General features: G+C 71.7%; 13 protein-coding genes. 4 read left to right on the forward strand and 9 right to left on the reverse strand.

Features of this window, described 5'->3' with window-relative positions:
• Positions 1-127: 127 nt before the first annotated feature.
• The 9 genes from JK361_RS18775 to JK361_RS18815 form a co-directional block, all read right to left on the reverse strand.
• Positions 128-1405 (reverse strand): Hsp70 family protein, encoded by a 1278-nt coding sequence (locus tag JK361_RS18775; RefSeq protein ID WP_201819370.1) that lies wholly within the window; start codon positions 1403-1405, stop codon positions 128-130.
• Positions 1402-3600: a dynamin family protein gene (locus tag JK361_RS18780; RefSeq protein WP_201819371.1), complete on the reverse strand. Its 2199-nt coding sequence runs from the start codon at positions 3598-3600 to the stop codon at positions 1402-1404. Before JK361_RS18780 ends, JK361_RS18775 begins: the two co-directional genes overlap by 4 nt.
• Positions 3601-3606: 6 nt before the next feature.
• Positions 3607-4185, reverse strand: coding sequence for a hypothetical protein (locus JK361_RS18785; protein ID WP_201819373.1), 579 nt, complete (start codon positions 4183-4185; stop codon positions 3607-3609).
• On the reverse strand, positions 4182-5003 hold the full coding sequence (locus JK361_RS18790; RefSeq protein WP_201819375.1) for a C39 family peptidase: 822 nt from the start codon (positions 5001-5003) through the stop codon (positions 4182-4184). Before JK361_RS18790 ends, JK361_RS18785 begins: the two co-directional genes overlap by 4 nt.
• Positions 5000-6703: a dynamin family protein gene (locus JK361_RS18795; RefSeq protein ID WP_201819377.1), complete on the reverse strand. Its 1704-nt coding sequence runs from the start codon at positions 6701-6703 to the stop codon at positions 5000-5002. The genes JK361_RS18790 and JK361_RS18795 overlap by 4 nt, the downstream gene beginning before the upstream one ends.
• Positions 6704-6707: 4 nt before the next feature.
• Positions 6708-7967 carry a protein kinase domain-containing protein gene (locus JK361_RS18800; protein ID WP_201819380.1) on the reverse strand — a complete coding sequence of 420 codons (1260 nt, stop codon included), beginning with the start codon at positions 7965-7967 and terminating at the stop codon, positions 6708-6710.
• Entirely contained in the window at positions 7964-8803 is an 840-nt protein-coding gene (locus tag JK361_RS18805) for a PP2C family serine/threonine-protein phosphatase (protein ID WP_201819383.1), read from the reverse strand. The genes JK361_RS18800 and JK361_RS18805 overlap by 4 nt, the downstream gene beginning before the upstream one ends.
• Positions 8804-8889: 86 nt before the next feature.
• Entirely contained in the window at positions 8890-9672 is a 783-nt protein-coding gene (locus JK361_RS18810; protein WP_201819385.1) for a vWA domain-containing protein, read from the reverse strand.
• Positions 9673-9780: 108 nt separating this feature from the next.
• A complete protein-coding gene (locus tag JK361_RS18815) occupies positions 9781-10848 on the reverse strand; it encodes a hypothetical protein (protein WP_201819387.1) in 1068 nt (355 codons plus the stop codon).
• Positions 10849-11234: 386 nt separating this feature from the next.
• Here JK361_RS18815 and JK361_RS18820 point away from each other — a divergent pair, with 386 nt between their 5' ends.
• From JK361_RS18820 to JK361_RS18835, 4 genes are all read left to right on the forward strand, one after another.
• The gene (locus JK361_RS18820) at positions 11235-14876 is read left to right on the forward strand and encodes a CHAT domain-containing protein (protein ID WP_201819389.1); all 3642 of its coding nucleotides are present in this window, start codon (positions 11235-11237) and stop codon (positions 14874-14876) included.
• Between the two features lies 1 nt (position 14877).
• Entirely contained in the window at positions 14878-16821 is a 1944-nt protein-coding gene (locus tag JK361_RS18825; protein ID WP_201819390.1) for a caspase family protein, read from the forward strand.
• A 248-nt stretch (positions 16822-17069) separates the two neighbouring features.
• Positions 17070-17864, forward strand: a complete 795-nt coding sequence (locus JK361_RS18830) for a Crp/Fnr family transcriptional regulator (protein WP_201819392.1) — start codon at positions 17070-17072, stop codon at positions 17862-17864.
• Positions 17854-19170, forward strand: coding sequence for a hypothetical protein (locus tag JK361_RS18835; RefSeq protein WP_201819394.1), 1317 nt, complete (start codon positions 17854-17856; stop codon positions 19168-19170). The genes JK361_RS18830 and JK361_RS18835 overlap by 11 nt, the downstream gene beginning before the upstream one ends.
• The last annotated feature ends 96 nt before the right edge of the window (positions 19171-19266 follow it).

The following is a 19266-nucleotide window of genomic DNA, read 5'->3' on the forward strand; positions in this document are numbered from 1 at the left end:
CGCATGGTCCACCCCGACCGTCACGGAGCTCGCATCGGCCTCCAGGGGAAGTCCGTGCCTTGCCCCCCACATACGCACCAGCCGATGCCAGTGATCGGCCAGCGGGAGCCCGTCGAACGACCGGACGTCAGGTTCGGGCACGTCGTACCGCCTGCAGCACCAAACGATCGGTCAGACCGGCGTCAAGCAGAGCTCTGACCCCTGCCGGGAACGTACGTCCCGGACGGGGCTGTTCCGGCGGCGCGTCGGGAAGGGACGGCGGGTCGGCCACACGGGCGCGAACCGCGTCCCAGGCGAGCCAGGCCGCCCCCTTGGCCACCGCGAGTTCCGGCTCGGACACGTCCATGACCGGCCGCCCGGAGCGGGCGGCCAGCAGTTCACCGACCATGGGAAGCCGGGAGCTGCCGCCCACCGGGACGATGAGGTCGAGATCCGCCCAGCCGAGGCCGTGCGCCCGCAGCACTCGCTCGCACTCCGCGACGGTGTCCGACAGCAGCGGGCGGATGGCCTCCCTCAGCTCGGCCTGGCTGACCGTGACCTCGACGGGAGGATCAAGCATGGTGAGCAGATCGGTATGCTCAGAGGAGACGGACAGTTGCTGCTTGAAGGCTGTGCACACCTCCGCAAGCTGCGTCCTGCGGCGCAGCACGTCGGCGCCGGGGTCGGAGGACCGCACTGAATCCAGGGCGGCGGGACAACGGGCCCTTATCAGGCCTAGGACCACCTGATCGATGGCCAGCCCGCCGACATGGGGCAGGCCGCCGGGGGAACCGAGGACGGTGAGGCCGTCCCGGGTCCCCCGGCCGATCGCCAGGTCGAACGTGCCACCACCCAGGTCGTACACCAGAATGGTCCGCTCCCGGTCCATCCCGTGATCGTGCAGGGCGTGGACGGCGGCCGCAACCGGCTCCGTGTGCACTTCCACCGTCTCCCGCGGAAGGCCCGCGGCCTCGGCGGCGTCCACCATGAGCCCCCTGCGGGCTCGCTCCCACGTGGCCGGAACGCTGATCCCCACCCGGTCCGGCTCGGCCCCGACGGCACGGCGGGCCTGTGCCACGAGGAAGCCGAGAACCCGTGCGGTCAGCTCCTCGCTGGTGAAACGGCGCTCGCCGAGCCGGTGCGGGAACGGCTCGCCGAACTCCCGCTTGAATTCGGCCCGGAAATGCTCGGGACGTCGCAGGCGCGCGTTCTGGGCCGCCTGCCCCACCACCATGGATCCGTCGGGCAGCAGACACACGGCGCTGCGTACCGAGGTGGCCCCGTGAGCGCTCACGGGGTCGCGTACCGGCAGCGGGGGGTGCCCCTGGCGCAGGACCACCAAGGCGGAGGTCCAGGTGCCGAAGTCGATGCCGTAGACCACGCCGTGGGGGCGGCCCGCTGTTTCGCTGGTCGTGCCGTCGCTCATGGTGTGTCGAACTGGTCGGGGTCGAAGGACGCGCCGATCTCCGGCGGCAGGGTGGTGTCGGTTCCCGCCGAATCCGAAGGGAAGTCCATCCCGGCGACATGGGTTGCCTCCTGGCCGGGGACGGCGATCGCGGTGTCGGCCGGGACGCCCTGGCCCAGCGCGTGCAGTGCGGCGTCCAGGGCGAGGTCCACCGCCACCTCGCCGGCCACCGCTGCCGCCGTGGCCCCGGCCATGGCGGCAACCCCAGAGGGTGCGGCCGGTGCGGCGTGCTGCGGCACTCCCGGCCGCGCCGGGCGCGGTGCAGGTTCCGTCGGCGCGGGCCGCGGTGCGGGGGGTGCTGCCGACCGCGTGGCCAGGCGGTCCACGCGGGAGCGCAGCCGGTCGAGTTCCCCCTGCAGGTGGCGGTAGCGCTCCTGGCGGGTACGCAGTTCACCGCGCCTGTGTGCGTGGGTCTCCTTGGTCTGTCGGCTCGTCTCGTGGAGTCTGCGGCACGACTCGGTCAGCGACTCCTCTTGTGCGGCGAGTTGGCTGTTCAGTTCCTTGACCATGGACTGGGCGATGTCCCCGTAGGCGTGTTGGAAGGCTTCGGAGGCGTGCCGCCGGTTGGCGGCGATCTCCTGGCAGACCAGCTGGAGCAGCCGTGCGTCGCGCTCGCGTTGGGCGCGCTCGCGTAGATCCTGCCGATGGTTGCGGACGCCGTGGACCAAGCCCATCAGGCCCAGCCCGGTTGCCACCACCATGCCGCTGAACGGTTCGATCATGGCGACGCCTGCTCCCACTCCGAGGCCCGCCATTCCTGTGGACCAACTCGCCCGGATCTGGTCGAAGACGCGGGCCGGCCGGACGTTGAGCGGCACCGTCGGGACCGCGATGCTGGGGGTGAAGGGAGGCTGGGGTGCCTCGGGCGACGTGAGGCGGAGACTGGTCAGCCGGGCGAAGTCCTCCATGATCTGCATGGCCACGCCGGCCAGCCGGTCACGTGCCTCGGTGAGCGCCCCGTGCATGCCGGAGGCGACCTCGCCGATCAGCTCGTCGGAGCCCGGGTCGGATCCGGCGGACACCATCTCCTGATAGCGGCGCAGCACCGCGTCGAAGGCGTCCTGCAGCGCCGCGCGGGCCTGCCGGGTGTCCACCTCGAAGCGCCGGGTCAGCTCGGCACGCCAGCTCGCGCTGCCGGAACTCAACTGTGTGAGCCGGGCGGTGGTCTCCTCGACCTGGCGGCGGATCCGCCGGAGGGACTCGTCGGACTCCAGCGCGGCCAACTCGTTCACCAGCGGAGATCCCGCCGTCGTCAGGGCGTCGCCCAGCCCGTCCAGTGCCTGCCGAAGCTGTGTGGCCCAACTCGTGGTGGCGAGCCCCTCCCACAGTTCGTGCTCCAGTTCCGGGAATCCCGAGTCGGTGAGCAACCGGTCGTCGGTGCGGTCCCTGAGCCATTTGAGCTTGCGGAAGGAGGACACCGGCACGATCACCAGGTCGTCGGCCGGCCTTCCGGTGCGTACCGCGAGCTTGTCGCGGGTGGTCGCCACCACCGGGCCGGCATCCCGCACCCTGTCGGTCTTGGTGACGGCGGTGACGACCACCTCGCACTTCTCCAGGGCCTCGCCCAGGAAGTCCAGCTCGTACGTGGCGGGCGGCTCGATCGCGTCGCAGACGAACACCAGTCCGTCGGCTCGCTCCAGGAAGGCGCGGGTGGCCGCCGTGTGTTCACCGTTGACGCTGCCGACCCCGGGGGTGTCGACGACCACCAGGCCTTCTTCCAGTCGCGGTACCGGGGCCTGGATCTCGACCAGCCGGACGTTCTTGTGATTGCCGGGGTTGCCCTGCTCCGTGACATACTCCGCAAGCTCCGGCAACGGCAGCTCCAGCCGCGTGACGCCCCCGGCGCCCGTGTCCCCGAGGTGCACCACCGCGCGCTCCTCGGCTCCCCACGCCAGCGTGGACACCACGCAGGTGGCCACGTCGGCATCCACCGGGAACAGACCGGGTCGTTCCATCAGCGCATTGAGCAGGGACGACTTGCCGCGCTTGTACTCTCCGACCACCACCACGTGACAGGTGCCGGCCTCCAGGCGTTGCCTGGACCGCGCGAGCAGTTCCCGCTGCCGGGGACCGAGCTCGTCCAGCAGTTCGTCGAGGATTTTCGGATAGGCGGCCAGCACGTCGGTGCGAAGACGACTGATGGTGTTGTGCCGCATGGTGGTTCACCCTTCGTCGGGCGGATGATCGCCGGGCAGGTACTGCCGGAGGAACTTGGGCGCGAGTCGCCGGTAGCAGGGGACGAGACACGGCTCCAGCAGCCGGCCCAGCAGCGCGCGGAACTCCGCGGTCACCGCCCCGTCAGGCTGCTGCCCGAGCGAGAACGCGGCGAAGAGTTCGTCGTACGTGCCGAACAAACGGGTGCGCAGCGCCCGGTACCCGGCATGTGACAGCCCCTCCACGGCGGGATGGGGGAATCGGCCAACGGGGTGCGCCCACTCCTGCCGGGAGCGGTGCGGCTCCTTGAAGCGCAGGTCGGAGTACTCGACGAGGCGCCCGGTGGACCAGTCCAGGGTGGCAGTGGCGAACGGCGCGAAGAGATCGGCGCCGCCGGCCGGATCGGGACGCAGGACGAACAGCGGCAGCCGGGCGAAGACCCGCGGCTCGCCGTCCTGGAGCACCGCGATGGGAACTGGCCAGGCGATGCCGCACTCCATGGGCGCGACCTCGCGCATGGTCCGTGAGCGGCGCAGTGTCCTGACGAGATCCTCGCAGCGCGGCAGATCACGACCGGTGCGGGTCATGCCGGCACCACCCCGGGGGAACCGGCTGCCACCAGCAGGTTGCCGGAGTCCTGCCACGCCCCCAGGAACTCGTCCAACGGGACTTCCAGGCCCTGTCCGTCCGGATGCCCGGAATCGTTGAGGATCACCATGGGGTTGGCCGGGTCGCTGTGGTCGAAACCGGTGACCCACACGGCGTGGTCGGCACCCTGGCCCGGGATGCCCGGCACACCGCCCACCGGGTCGTCGGCCGGGTCGAAACCGGGGGTCCAGATCTCGCTGGAGTCGAGCCCTACGATGGCAGCGCCGCCACTCGCGACCACCTCTTCCAGCTGCTCCAGGGTCGCCCCTTCGACGTGCTCGACCGGGACACCGTGGTACTCCAGCAGATTTCCCACATCGTCGGGCGCGGTGCCGGAACCGTCGAACCAGCCCATGCTCGCCGCCTCCTGGGTGAGCTGCTGCTCGCTGAACTCCTGTCCGGTGAGATAGGTCAGGACCATGCCCTGCGCGCCGATGGCGCAGGCGTTCTCACCGGTGTGCGGGCGCCACACCTCCATGGCTTCGCCGGGGTTTCCGGTGACCGCCGTGGGATCACTCTGCCCCGGATGGAAGTTCGGCAGGTCGGGAATGCCGCCGACGGCCGGATCGAGCGCCGGAGCCGCCGCCCCGCTGTCCTCGTGAGGGACCGCCACGGCAGGCTGGCCTACGGGGGCGCCCAGGAGCATGTGATCCGTGAGGTTGATGGGGGACGCGGGGTCCAGGTAGTCGGTGAGGTCCACGTCGGCCGCGGGGTCGACGCCGGCACCGGCGCCCGGATCGTCCAGTTCCCAGCTCATCGCGCGGTCCCTTCGTCCTCGTCGCCGTACAGCAGTTGCCAGGCCCGGCCGATCTGGTCCGCCACCCGCTCGTAGGAGCGCAGTACCGCCCGCGCCACGGTCAGGGTGGGCCCGTCGAGCAGCGGGTCGGAGCACAGGGCGGCCCACTGGGCGGCGCGGCGGCGAGCCGTCGCCAGCAGCGTGCCGACGGGTGTGCCGACGGGCAGTCCCAGACGGGCCGCGCAGCTGGTGCCCTGTTCGCCTGTGACCGCGAGCAGTTGGGACTCCTGCTCCGCCGTCAGGTCGAGACCTCCGTGGTAGTACGCGCGCAGCGCGGCCAGTTCCGCCGGCCCCGGATCGGTGACCTGGAGCCGCTCCAGCACAGCGGCCACCCGGTCCGCCGCGGCGGGCACCGGCCGGCCGGTGAGTTGCGCCGTGGCCCGAAGCCGGGACACCTCGTCGGCGATCTCGCGGCGACCGTGGTCCAGCTTGATCAGCCCGGCTCGGTTCCCGAAATGCCGCAGCACCAGCGCCCGCAGCGCGAGCACACCGCTGCTCTCCAGCAGACTCCGCCGTACCGCGTCTTCTCCCAGCCCCTCACGCAGCAGGCCACAGGCCAGAAAGACCCCCCATGCCCCCATCCGGCCGACGAGATCGGCACGGACGCCGGCCGGGACCGGTAGCTGCGGATGGTCGCGGCCGCAGAAGTGACCGACGTCCTCCATGAGGTCCGCGAGTTGCCGGGGTGGCACGTTGGCCAGTTCCGACAGCGGACCGAACGCCTCGGAAGGCATGCGCTGGGCGGCGATGCCGAGGAGGCCGGCGACGGGTACGACCGTGCGGAACACGCGTCGCACGGCGGGCCGTCTCGCGTACGCGTCGGCGATGCGGCGCGCGGTCTCCATCGGGTTGTGATCCAAGGGGTCGGCGGGCATCCCGTCGCGACCGGTTTCGCCGATCGGGGGCCAGTACTGGTCGCTGCGCGACAGCACCCCGAACGCCTTCAGCGGGCTCACGACCGCCCCGTACGCCCCGGCGAAGCAGTCGACCGCCTGCTGATCGGCCCGGCCCAGACCACGGCTGAAGACGAAGACGACCGCGTCGGCCCGGTCCATCTCGGCCGCGCTCAGGTCGTGCACCGACCGAGCGTCCCCGCCCAGTTCCCCGAGCACCCGGGCGGCGTCCTCGCGTTCCACCGGATCGTCGATTCCGAGGAAGGACAGCGTGTTGTCGGCATCGGTGCCGTGTACGCTGCCGAGCCCCGGAGTGTCCACGAGCCGGAAGCGGCGCAGCAGCGCGCTGGGCCGACCGACCTCGACCTTGCGAATGGCACGCAGTCGCCGCAGCGCCGCGGCGTCACGCACCGTCAGCCGCGACAGCGCATCGGGGGGCCACTCCTCGGCCGGACGTCCGTCCTTGAAGTGGACCAGCAACCGCGGCCGCTGCGCGTGGTGGAACTCGGCGACATTGAAGGTGAGTTCCAGCTGACCGGTCTCACAGACTTCCTCGCCGAGCAGGGCGTTGACCAGTGTCGACTTGCCGCGCTTGATCTGGCCGGCGACCGCCACCCGCATGGGCTGCGTCATGCGGATCCCCGCGGCACGGAGGATGACGGGGAGGTTGCCTGCCTCCGGGCCCATGGGGCCGAGCTCCTCGGCGATTCGGTCGAACACCCTGCTGTGGGGTCCCTCGACGGACGGCGGAAGGAGGGTGTCCGTCATGCCGTCACACCCCCCAGTGGAAGCGCAGGAGGAAGAAGAGCACCACGCCTGCGCCGATCAGAAGGGGTTTGATCCAGTCCGACCAGGGGTCGTTTCCGTCCGAAGGCGCAGCCTGCTGCCCCGGCGGGTGGGCGGGAAGAGGCGGCGTGACTCCGTGGATAACCGGCCCTGGGGAGAGCGGCTCAGGCACGGGTGGCGACCCCGTGGGAGGTGGCTGCGGTGTCTGCTCGGGTGCGTTGAAGGCGTCGTGCCCCGTCTCGTCCGCCCGGTCGCACCAGGGACAACGCGCCAGATGGGCCCCATGGGCGTGCCTCGGCCGCCGCGGGCAGATCGTGATCGCGCCCTCCGCCCGCGACTCCTCCAGAGCCGCGAGCCACTGCTGTGACGACGGACGCTGCGCTGTGTCGAGCAGTCCCGATCCGAACGCCTGCCGGGCCAGGGCCAGCACGGCCGGCGGGAGCACCGCCGGATCGACCAGGCCGCGCGGGATGATCATGGCTTCCGGCCGTACGACGAACGAGCGGCTGGCTGTGATGTTGTCCGAGATCTGGACGTCGTCCTCGCTGTCCCGGGGCACCCCGCCGAACGGGTGATACCCGGCGGTCAGCAGCTGGTAGACGAGGACCGCCAGCGCGAAGTCGTCGCTCGGCACACTGCCGGGCTCGCCCCGCAGCCGCTCGGGGGCGGCGTAGTCGGGTGTGTGGAGGGTCGCGGGGAACGTCTCACCGGTGCCCGGGGCGGCGAAGCCGATCGAGTCGCAGTCGAGGAACGTCGCGAAGCCACGCTGGTCGACGACCACGTTCTTCGCCGAGAAGTCACCGATGATCAGGCCCTCGTGATGCAGCCTGGCCGTCATGAACGCCAGGTTCCAGCAGATTCCGAGCAGGAACCGCCAGTCGGCCTCCGCGGGGAACCTGCGCAGCCGCTGCTCCCGGTTGAACAGCGCCATGAGCTGGACGTGTTCCGGCCCCGCGAAACGCCCCATGCCGTAGCCGAGGAACCCGCCGTCCGTTCCGTACGCGAGCCCCACCGGCCAGGCCAGTTCGGGAGGTTGGCCTCCGTCCACCGGGCGTCCCGCCAGGGGGTTGAGCGCCAGCATCCGCCGTAGCCGGTGCTCACGCGCGGCGTCGGGCTGATGGTAGACCTTCACGACCAGGTCGTCGGTGCCCTCCACCGGATGCACGGCGGCCTCCAGGCCCGAGCCCAGCGCCTGCTCCAGGAGCACCACCGGTCTGCCGTCCAGCAGTACCCTCCGCCCCGTCACGGCAGCTCCCCTCCGAACCCCGGACCGTCCGTCGTACGGACCGCCCGCACCAGCGTCTTGTCGTCCGCGTTGAGTGCGGTGAGCCGGTCCGACAGCAGCAGCGCCCGCAACTCCCGCGCGTCGGACCGCGGGTCCGGGCCCGGACGGTCCAGCGAGCGCAGCACCGAGGCGGCGAACGAGCGGTTGACCGAGAGCACCGGTCCCTGCCCACCGGACAGCGCGGCCTGCGCCAGACCGTCGGTGGAGACGACAACGCCGTCCACGCCGTCGTCCCGCACGCAGGCGATCCCCACCCTCAGCGCGGCGTCCGCCGAGCTGAGGAACGTGGTCTCATTGCCGTACTCGCCTGCGGACTCGGGCTGCGGCAGCAGATGGAACTGCGGTTCGCCGTCCTCCTCGCCGGCACGCAGCACCACGAACCCGTCCCCCAGCGAGGTGCAGCCCAGCCAGCCGGTACCCAGCACCACCACGGTGAGGGTGGTGGCGAAGTCCGCCGGGCCGTCCCGGCCGGCACTGCTGCCCGAGCGGTCGCCGGACAGCGCCCGGGTGTCGGCGAGGAACGCGTCCAGCACCTCCAGGAAGGCGTCCTGCAGCTGCCCGCGAAGGTCCTCGGCGTTCCGCGGCGCCCTGTCCCACTCGGCCAGACGCGCCCCGTACACCGACGTGGCGAGCTGGATCGCCAGCTGCGCACCCTCCTGCGAGCGCGGTCTGCTGCCCGCGCCGTCGGCCACCGCCAGGACAGTGATCCTGGAACGGGGTGGCCCGGTGTGCGTCGTCCCCCAGGCGTCCTGGCACGGCATCCCCTGCTGGGCGTGCCTGTACCCCTGCACGCTCATGCCGTGCACGCGCCATGCCCGGCCCTCGACCGGTCCTGTCTCCGTGGCCCGCGCCACCCGATGGTCCCTCACCCTCGCTGCCGCTCTCAGGAGTCCCAGGCCGACCGCTGGGTCTTGAACCGGTTGAACAGTTGCTCGAAGGTCTCCTCCTCCGCCCCCTGCTGTTCGGCGCTGGCACTCGCCGACATGGTCTGCAGCAGGTCGCGGAACGGGAAGCCCTTGAGCGTGGCGTGGTACTTCGGCGCCAGTTCCCGGAGCACCTGCTGACCGCGTTCGCTGATCCCGCCGATACCAAAGGCGTAGAAGCGGAAGCGTTTCGCGCCCTGTTCCGCCGCGAGCACCGGGACGAGCCTGCGCCAGGCATCCGTCGCCATCCCCTGGCTGTCGGTCGGCAGACCATCGGTCACCAGGCAGATCTGCGGGCGGTAGTACTGGAGGCCGGACCGGCGAAGCTCCGTCTTCCGTGCCGCCACCAGGCGTATCCCGGTCTCCACGGCCTCCGTGAGCAGCGTGACGCCAGAGGCGGTCAGCTGCGGCGGCCGGAACTGATGGGCGGTGACGAAGGGACTGGCCGTGGTCCGGGGGTCGAGGAGGCTCGGGCCCTGCCAGACTCCGATCCCGGCGCCCCCGAAGGTCACCACGGCGATCTCGACGCTGGAGCTGAGGCCCACGTCCTCCTGGATCTCACGCCCCCACAGGGTCAGCGCCTCGTTGAGCAGCCGGATCGGCTCGCCCGCCATGGAGCTGGAGATGTCCAGGCACAGCAGCAGCGGCAGCCGCTGGGCGTTGTTGCCGAGCTCGATGTCCGCGTACGCGGCGGGCAGACCCTGCGGCTGCGTGGTCGGTGGGCCCGGAATCGCTGGGTTCATGGGACGTGATCCCCTTGTCGTGTCCGTGTTGTGGTGCAGGTGTCGCTCGTTGCGGTTCGGCGCGCGCACGGCAGGCGCCGGCTTCGGCGCCGGTGTCCGGCTCTCGTGTCAGCTCCGGCAGTCCCCGGGCGCGTAGGCGAGGAGGGCTCCGGCCCGGCAGTCGGTGACGTCGACGGTCTCGCCGGGGGCCGGCGGGGCCAGATACGGTTCGGCCCAACTCGCGCGGTACAGCCAGCCGTCCAGTTCCACGTATCCCTGTGGATGCAGGCCGGTGCGTACGGTCGCCGGACGGACTGGGCCGGCCGGCACGGCGCGCGAACCGCCCGGGGCGGGCTCCGCACGGTCCGCGGGCCACGACCGTTGCGGTGGACACCGCGGCGGCGCGGGCGCGGATGCGGCGGTACGGGCCGGCGACGAGGAGTCGATTGCAGGTCCGGTGGATGCGGGCAGGGCGGCGTCGCGTGCCCCTCCGGCGGCGGACGCGGGCCGGTACCTCGTCCGGAGGACCGCCAGGGCGATCAGTGCGGCCCCGGCGGTGAGCAGCGTCAACAGCAGCGTCACGGGCGGACCGGTGCCGTCTCCGTCCGTGCCGTCGGGCGGGGGCAACACGAGCCGGTGCGGTTCGGTGCCCTCGGGGGGGCGGGCTTTCCCCAGTGCCGCCTGCTCGTCCTGCGCCATACGCGGATCGGACTCGGGGCCGGGGTCCCCGGCCCGGACGTGCTTGCCGTTGCGCTGGGCGAGGGCTTGGCACAGACGGTTCCTGGTCCGGTCACAGAGGTGCAGCTCCTTGGCGGACTGCAGAAGCTTCTGGGACAGTGTGCTGATGCCGGCGTCCCGGGGGACGACTGCGCTGTCCGCGAGCAACAGGAGCAAGGCGCCGCCCGGCCCGCTGTCAGGGCTCTCCTGAACGACCACCAGCCGGACGTCCGGCTTGTTCATGGCTTCGACGACACCCTCCATGCCCGCCCGCACATCACCCTCGCCCAGGGCGAGCGGCTGCCCGACCGTCACCACAAGGGTGCCGCCCTGTCCCTTGCCCGGATCCATCTCTCTCGCCGTCCGGTCCAGCCAGTCCGGAACCGTGGTGCCGTCGCCCGCCGAAGCCCCCGTCGAGGGAACCGTCAGGACAAGCACCGCCGCCAGCGTCGCCAGGGCGCGTCCGACCGCCCGTGCCATGTGTCCCCCCGAATGCTCCCCCGATGCCGCGCAGGGCCGGTTCCCGCCCCTGCGCGCCGACCGGACCAGAGTGGCAGGACACAGGCGGCCGCCGAGATGGTTGTCGGACAACTTGGGGCCGTGGGCAGGAGTGTGGAGTCGCTTGGCGGCGCGCACAAGCGCCGTTGCGCGCCGGGGCGCCGCCCCAAGTGGCTCGAGCGGTAACCCGCTTCTGACGTGCTGAGACGACCGTTCCATGGCACTCGCCCCCATCCGCGACACGGCTCCCGACCCGGCCTGCACCATGCCAGTCACCAGCAGCGGACATCCCGTCGTGTTGCGGAATCGGCCACAGGGATGGTGCGGTATCAAAGTCCCGGCTCATACCGCGGGGACAGGGGGAAGGCATGGCCGACACCGAAGGCCGGGGCGTGGCCGGGGAAACCGGTGATGCCCACGAACAGCTGATCGGACTGCTGCTGACCGAACAGAGGGGCAGCGACCCGGCGGCATACCTCTCGGGGGAACCGAGCACCGAGGACCCCACGTGGGGCGGATGGCTTCGGCCCGCGGCGGCGCTCGCCGCCGGCGAGCCCAAAAGGGCCCTTGCTCTCCTGGCGCGCTCCGAGCCCGCACCCCCCGGCCACGCACCGCTGGCCGGGGCGCTGCGTGCGGCCGCCGTGGCGATGGAACACAACTGGCACCCCGGCGCGGCGTTCCTCCACCTGCGGCGCGAAGACTTCCGCGCGCTGACCGATGCCGACTCCGGGACGGAGGCGGCCATCGCATCGATCACAGATCCGCCGGTTCGGCTCTGCGCACACCTCGCCGGTCAGGTCGGCGTCGTGCTGCTCTCCGCCCGCATGACGCTCGGCCACGCCACGGCCTCGATCGCAGCAAGGTCCCATAGCCTGCGATACGCGGCGCGGAGTCCCTGGACCGAGCGAGAGCCGGCGGACGACGTGCTGCAGCCGCTGGAGTGGTTCGACGCTCTGTACGAGCCGCTCGTGGCACTCGGTCACGCGGACGTCCGCGCATACCACCGGCTGCTCGCGGCCGATCTCCGTGTCCGGGCCGGTGACCGGGCGACGGCAACGCCCCTGCTGCGGGACGCGGAGCAGTGCATCACCGGCAATCACGCCGCCGAGGGCTTCGCCGCACTACTCACCGGTGACTGGCAGCTCGGCCCCCCGGGAACGGCGGAATGCTGCACCCTCGAACCGGCCGCGCCGGACCCGGCCGTGCTGGCGGCGGCTGCCGCCAGCTACGAGCGCGCCGAAGCATCGTACGGTTTGGCGAAATCCTCGCGCGGCCGGGCGGCAGCGCTGCTGCGCCTCGCCCACACGCACCGGCTCGCCGGCCGGCACGAGAAGTGCCGCGATCTCCTCGGCCAGGCCCTCGGACTGGCGGTCTCCGCCGGCGACGGCGGGTGCACGGCACTGGTCCGCGTCCACCAAGCGCTCGGCCTTATCGAGGCGGGGGAAGCCGGGGAGGCCGAATCCGCTGCCGCGGAACGGATCGTGAACTGGGCCACGACGGACGGTAGTTCGTCTTGGCTCCGGGGGCTGCGCCACCTCGTCGAGGACCGATCCCGGTACTGGGGCGCACAGGGCGAGGTCGTCAAGAGCAAGCGGGCCGGCCTGCTGGCGATGCGGCTCACCAGTGAGCCCGCGGGCGGCCGGGGAAACCCGACGGCCCGCGCCACGGCAGGCAGCTACCAGCGGGCCGGCCACCGCCTCGCCACGTTCGTGCTCTCCGGCATGGAACAGCAGGAACACCTCCACCGTATCCGGCAGCGGACCGACCGGGGCGAGCCGCTCGACCTGACCGACTGCCTCGGCGTCATCCAGTGCGGGAAGGTCCTCCACGACCAGGCGTCCGCCCTGCGGGACCCTGATCTGATCGCCGCCGCACGCTCCTCGATCCAGTCGGCGATCGATGTCGCCGAGAGCCTTCTGACCGCCGCGGACGCGAAGGAAACCGACACGGACGACACCGGCTCAGCCTCCACGGACGCGTTGCGGTCCGTGCTCGGCATGCTCGAGTCCGACCTCGTCACCTCCCGTGCCCAGGAGACCTGGTTCCGCTCCCGGCGCGCCCGCTCGGCCGGACTGGACGCGGAAGCCGACCTCCACGCGCACCAGACCCTGCGGGAGGCCGAACGGATCACGGACCCGATGTTCGCGGGACTCGTGCGCTGCTCCGCCCATCTCGACCTGCGCAACCGGTCCGCGGCCCGGGCCGAGGTTGCGGCCATCGAGGAGCACCTTTCCGCGAGCCAAGCCGCCGCCCTGTGGCTGAACGTGGGCGAGCCCGAGCGCGCCGCACCCTATGTGCGCCGGATCGGCGCCGACGGCCCCGAACCCGCACAGCCATGGGAACTGCCCGCGTTCCAAGCGGACCTGGAGCTGGGCAGGGGCGTGTACGACAAGGCAGCCGGCCACGCCCTGCGCGGGCTGTCAGCGTACGAAGAGCGCCGCATCAGGCTGGCTCGCGACGCTCTGCGCGCCTCGTCCGCCGACGATCCGGTGGTCGCCGGCCTCTACCACGCCGCCGTGCTGTCCCTGCTGGAAGGCTGCAGACCCGACGCGGCCGCCGCCTCATTCGACGTGGCCGAGCGCACCCGCTCCGGCTTCCTCGACGCCGTGCGAGCCCTCGACGCCGTGGGCGACGACCAGGCGGCTCACACCGCGGTCAGGAACTGGCTGGCCGCCGAGATCCGCTGGTCCGCACAGTTCGAGACGGAGGCCGCGGCGCTCCGCCGCAGCGCGGTCACCGCGCCGGTACCCGAGCGCAGACGTCGGATCGACGAGGTGGAACGGGACTTGGACGCCGCCGAGTCGGAGGTACGCAGGCTCGCTCCCGCCGCGTTCACCGCGTCGCACACCACCGAGCCCCCGGACGCTGCCGCAGTTGCCACCGCACTGTCCCGTGACGCCGTCCTTCTGACCTACCACCTCCACGACGATGACCTCGTCGGCTGGGCCATGACCCGTGACACCCTGCGCCCGCGGCGCCATGCCCGCTGGGCCCACGGCACTGTCGCGAGCGTCCGCCGGTTCCACGCCTGGTGTGCCGGTGAGGACGGCGGCGGTGATGGCGAAGCCGACGGCCAGGAGCTCGCTGATCTGATGCTGGAGCCCTTCCGCCGGCAGCTCCGCGACCGGCGGAAGGTGATCGTGATCCTGCCGGCCGGTCTCGCATTGTTGCCCTTCCACGCGCTTCCCTGGGACGGGGACCTCCTCGGCGCCACCCATGAGGTGTCGTACCTCCCTGCAGCGTCCCTCCTCACCCGCCGACAGCCTCCGGAGCGGCCCTGGCCCGAGCTCGACGCACTTCTGGTGGGCAACCCCGCCACCACCCCCCGCCTCGGGTTGGCGCCCCTGCCCGGCACCGCGGCCGAAACGGCGGAGATCGCCCGGCTGCTGCCCCGCCACCGACTGCTGACGGGAACTGCCGCGACGCGGGCGGAGGTGCTGCAGGCGGCGAGCAACTGCGCGGTGATCCACCTCGCCACCCACGGGCTGATCGACGATCTCGCGCCCCACCGCGGCCGGCTCCAGCTGGCCGGGGATGACCACTTCGGACTCGCCGACCTCCTCACCGCCGCTCGTGCCCCGCAGTTGCTCACCCTGTCCGCCTGTGATACCGGACGCGGTACGGCCACCGCGGGAGGTGACGTTCTCGGGCTGACCCGCGCGGCACTGATCACCGGCGCGCGGCACGCCGTGGTCTCGCTCTGGCCCGTCCGTGACAGCACTGGCTGCCTGGTGATCACTCGTACCTACCGTCGTCTCGCCGACGATCCGGCGGCCTCCGTCGGCGCGGCGCTGGCGCAGGCCCAGCTGGAGGTACGGAACCTGTCAGCTACGGAACGGGACGAGGAGTTCCGGGCGCTCAGCGCACGGGCCGGGGAGTGTCCAGGACCTGCGTACCGCTCCAGGTCCTGGCACCGCCTCGGGACCAGGGACAGCGAACAGCTGCGCTCAGCGGAAGCGGACGACCGGCACCCGTATCACTGGGCGCCCTTCATCCATGTGGGGGTATGACATGACACTGCGCGCGGTGCTGATCGGCGCCCAGACATTCGGCCTGACGGGCGTGAACACCGACGTCGACATCATGCACGGGGTGCTGGCAAAGCACGGCTTCACCGACATCCGTGCCCACGTCGAGGAGGAGGCGACCTACGGGGGTATCACACGGGCGCTGAAACAGCTGTGCCGGGACACCAGGTACGGCGACGGTGTCGTCGTCTACTTCTCGGGACACGGCGCGCTACACGGGGACCTGCAGTACCTGGTGCCCGTCGACATCGAACAGAGCACACCCGACGATTTCAGGGGCTATGTGGCCGCCGAGCTGACCGCCGCGGTCCGTGTTCTCAGCCGCATCACGTCCAACGTCACGTCCGTGCTCGACTCGTGCCACTCCGGAGGAGCGGTGCGCGACGCCGACCACGAGCCGGGCCGGTGGCGGCTCAAGTCGACGGTACCGCCCAAGGTGACGCACGACGACGGGCTCGCCCGCGCCGCTGCCCTCGCCCGCCACAACGCCCCGCTGGTCCCGAATGTCGTCAGGCTGTCGGCTTGTCCGCAGCACGGGACAGCGTTCGAGGCCGAGATCCGCCCGGGTGCCGGACGCCAGGGGGTGTTCACTGCCGCACTGGCCGGCGTACTCGACACGCCCGCAGCCCACGAGGTGCCCTGGTCATCGCTGATCGCTCGTGTGCGCGACCGTGTCAAGCAGCGGCAGCCGCTGCAGTGGCCCGATGCCGGAGGACCCTCCGGGCGGCTGCCGTTCTCCCTGGAAGAGCACTCGGACCCGGACCGGCTGCCCCTGGTCCGCAGGGACGGCCGTTTCGTCGTCCCCGGTGGCGCTCTGTTCGGCCTCGACCGCGGGGACACGCTGCGCATGGTGTTTCCGCGCGACGGCCTCGGTGGGGATCCGGAGTTCCTCGAGGCCACGGGCCGGGAGACCGAAGGCGGGGAGCCGGGCGACGGCACGGCCGCGACGGTGCCGGCCACCGTGGACATGATGGAGGGAGGTGACGCCGTACTGCGTACGCAGCCGGAGACCGATGCCTCCACCGGTGGATCTCCCCTGTCTGCAGAGCTGTTCACGGCGGAGCTGCCACCTGGCTCTTACGCCCTGCCGCTGCGCGTGCACGACCGCCGACTGGTGTGCGTCGACGGCCACGGCCCCGTTGCCGACGCGCTGCGTCGACAGCTCGCCGATTGTCCCCGGCTGGCCGAGAGCCGCGAAGGGGACGCCTTCGCCACCGTCCGTCTCCGCAACGGCACCGCCACCGTGGTGAACGGCGACGACCTGCCCTTCCGGAAGCCGTGGGAAGCGACTCTGTCGCAACTCCCGAGCGTCACCGGGCTGCTGGAGGACCTGGCACGGGGTGATCGGGTACGCGCCCTGCGCGACCCGGAGGGCGGAGCCCTGCTGGCCGCCGACGTGGAGGTCCGATTCGAGATCGAGGTACCGGCCCGCAGCGGCACCTGGCGCACCCTGCCGTGGGCGGACGAGCGCCTGTACGACCGAGACCGTTACCGCGTCACTGTGACGAACCATTCCGAGGAGCCGCTGTACTTCTGGGTGCTCGGCGTCGGACTGAGCGGTCGTACCACCCTGGTGACCAACGACCAGCCCAGTGGCTACCGTATCGAGCCCCACGGTGCACCGCACCGCAGCGCGCGCACGACGAGGCCGGTCAAGATCACCTGGCCGGCAGACGTCCCGCGGCTGGGCGCGCGACCCGAGACGGTGCACCTCCTCGTCGGTGACCGCCCCATGGACCTGAGCGTGCTCACGTCGGCCGAGGCCCGCCGGGCCTCGGAAGCCACCGAGCCGGCCCTGAAGCCCCTGCTGCAGGAAGTGTGGGGTGCGTTCAGGGATCAAGTCATGGAAGGGTCGGAAGAGTTCCACTACTGCGTCCGCACCGTGCGTGCCGTCGCACTGCCCCACCCCAGGGAGGCCGGCGCATGAATCCACCGTGCTGAGCGTGCCGCCTCCGACGGTCCGCGGCGCAAGCACGGGGACCCCGTCGTCGTGCAACGGTGGGGTCCCCGTGCCGAGCCCCTTGCGCAGCGAGCATGCGTTCTCGGGAGCGCCTCCCGGCCGGCAGTGCGGAACGCAATTCTCTGCCAAACAGCGACTTTGACGGCCACCGGCCCATTACGATGCCGCATGCGGCAACTGCCACAAGACGCCGGTGAGGTCGGGAAGGTACCGCTATGCCGGAGAAGATCCCCACAGGCCCGCAGCCCGGGGGCCGCTGGCCGCACGGCACTCTGCTGGCGGAGCTGGCGGGCTCCGGCGAGGCCGTGAAGGCCCTGCTCTCCCTGGGGACACCCCGTACCTACGCCCCCGGGGAGACACTCCTCGGCGAAGGCCGGCAGGAGACATTCGTCCTGCTGCTGATGACCGGCGTCACCAAGGTCACGGCCCTCTCGGAGAACGGCGACACGGCTCTGCTGGCCGTCCGGCTCGGCGGAGAACTCGTGGGTGAATTCGCCGCGTTGGACAACGGGCCGCGATCGGCCACGGTCACCGCGGCCGGTGCGGTGACCGTCCGGCGCATCGGGCAACGGGACTTCCTCGGCTGCCTGGACCGGTACCCCGCGGCCGCCTTGGCGGTGAGCCGGATGCTGGTGCGCAAGAACCGCTGGTCGGTACGGCGCCGGGGTGAGTTCGGCAGTTGTCCGGTGGCTACCCGCGTGGCCCGGGTCCTCCTCGATCTCGTCGAAGACTACGGCCGGCCGCAGGGAGACGGCGTTCTCATCGGGCCGCGCCTGACCCAGGCGGAGATCGCCGGGCTGGTCGGCGCCGGGGAACGCCGCGTGCACCACGCCCTGGGCGAACTTGCCCACAGGGGCGTCGTCCAGGTCGGCTACAGCCGACTGACGATCCTCTCACCGGACGAACTGCGCATGTCCGCCCGGCTGACCGGGACGGACGAAGGCCCGGAACCGACGGCGACTACCGGCAGCCACACAACCGGTGAGGGGAATCAGGGCGTTGGGACGTGACCGTACACAGGACGACGAACTGGCCGCCATCGACCTACTGGACCGAGACACCGCAGTACCCAAAGGAGGTGAGCCCTCACGCGAACGGATCGCCGGCGCTTCCCTGGGACGCCCCCTCGCCTACGCCCTGCCCCCGGTCACCGACGACCTCACCACGGTCGGAGGGGCGCCACGCGACATCCTGCTCTGTTTCCCGTTCGACCTCGAGGAACTTCCGGGCGCCCGCGACTACCGGGAGGCGACCCTCACGGTCCGGCTCGACGACGGCTCGCACGCCGTGACCCTGCACCCGGCCCCCGGCAGCACGGCAGCCGACGGAGCCGAAGTCGCCGCTTTCGGGCTTGGCAAGGACCGGCTCCAATGGGTCTTCCGGGCACCCGGACGCAGCGGTGCGCTGCGCCCCGACGGGCGGTGGGCCCAAGCAGTCGTCCGGCTCCCGGCGGCCGCGACCGAGTTGTCCGGCAGGCTGAGCCTGACAACGGTCACCGTACAGCCGGTGCTCGGCGGTGCGTTCCGGCGCAGAGAGGCGGAGACCCCGCAGGAGACACCGTTCCGGCTCTCGGCCGCCGACCTCTGGCCCGCCGCCGTACGACCCACCGTCCGGCAAGGGGCGCTGCCCGGCGCCTGGGCACTGGCTTCGTACGAGGACACCGCCTCGGCTGCCGGAGAGCGACTGCCACCAGGACTGCGGCGCCTGTGCCTCGCCGTGGACATCGAGAAGTACAGCGCCCGCGACAACACCGGCATGGTCCGTCTGCAGCGAGTCCTGCTGCGTGCGCTGCGTGAGGCATGCGCGCGGGCCGGCATCGACTGGCACAGGTGCGGTCGCCAGGCACAAGGTGACGGCTATCTGCTCGTGTTCGAGCCGGACGTCGACGAGACCCGGGTGGTGCCGGGTCTCCTGAACGGCCTCGCCGCGGCCCTGGCCGAGGCCAATGCCACCGCCAGTCCCCCGCAGCGAGTCCGGATGAGGGCCTGTCTGCACCAGGGCATCGTCCACGAGGCGGACAGTGGGTACGCCGGCTCCGCGGTGGTCTCGCTGTTCCGTGTCCTCGACTCCGACCCCGTGCGCCGTGCCCTCGCCGACGCCCCCGCGACCCACCTGGTCGCCGCCTTCTCGGACGGCCTCTACCAAGACCTCGTCTCCCACGGCTACAGCGGTCTGACCGCCACGGGGTTCCGTCGCGCCGAAATCCACGTGCCGGCCAAGAGCTTCACGGGCGTGGCCTGGATCCGGGCATTCCCCTCTCCGGCGCCGCGGGAGAGCCGGGCGCATGAACGCCCGGCCCCGGCAGCGGAAGGATGACGCCGCATTTCGGGGACGCAAGCCGCGGCCCGGTCCAGGTCAGTTCCGCCACCCGCAGCGCCGGTTCCCGCGCTGCGAGGAGTGGCGACCCGTGAC

The sequence above is a fragment of the Streptomyces musisoli genome (assembly GCF_016741855.1).
In the GTDB taxonomy this organism is placed as follows: Bacteria; Actinomycetota; Actinomycetes; order Streptomycetales; family Streptomycetaceae; genus Streptomyces; species Streptomyces musisoli.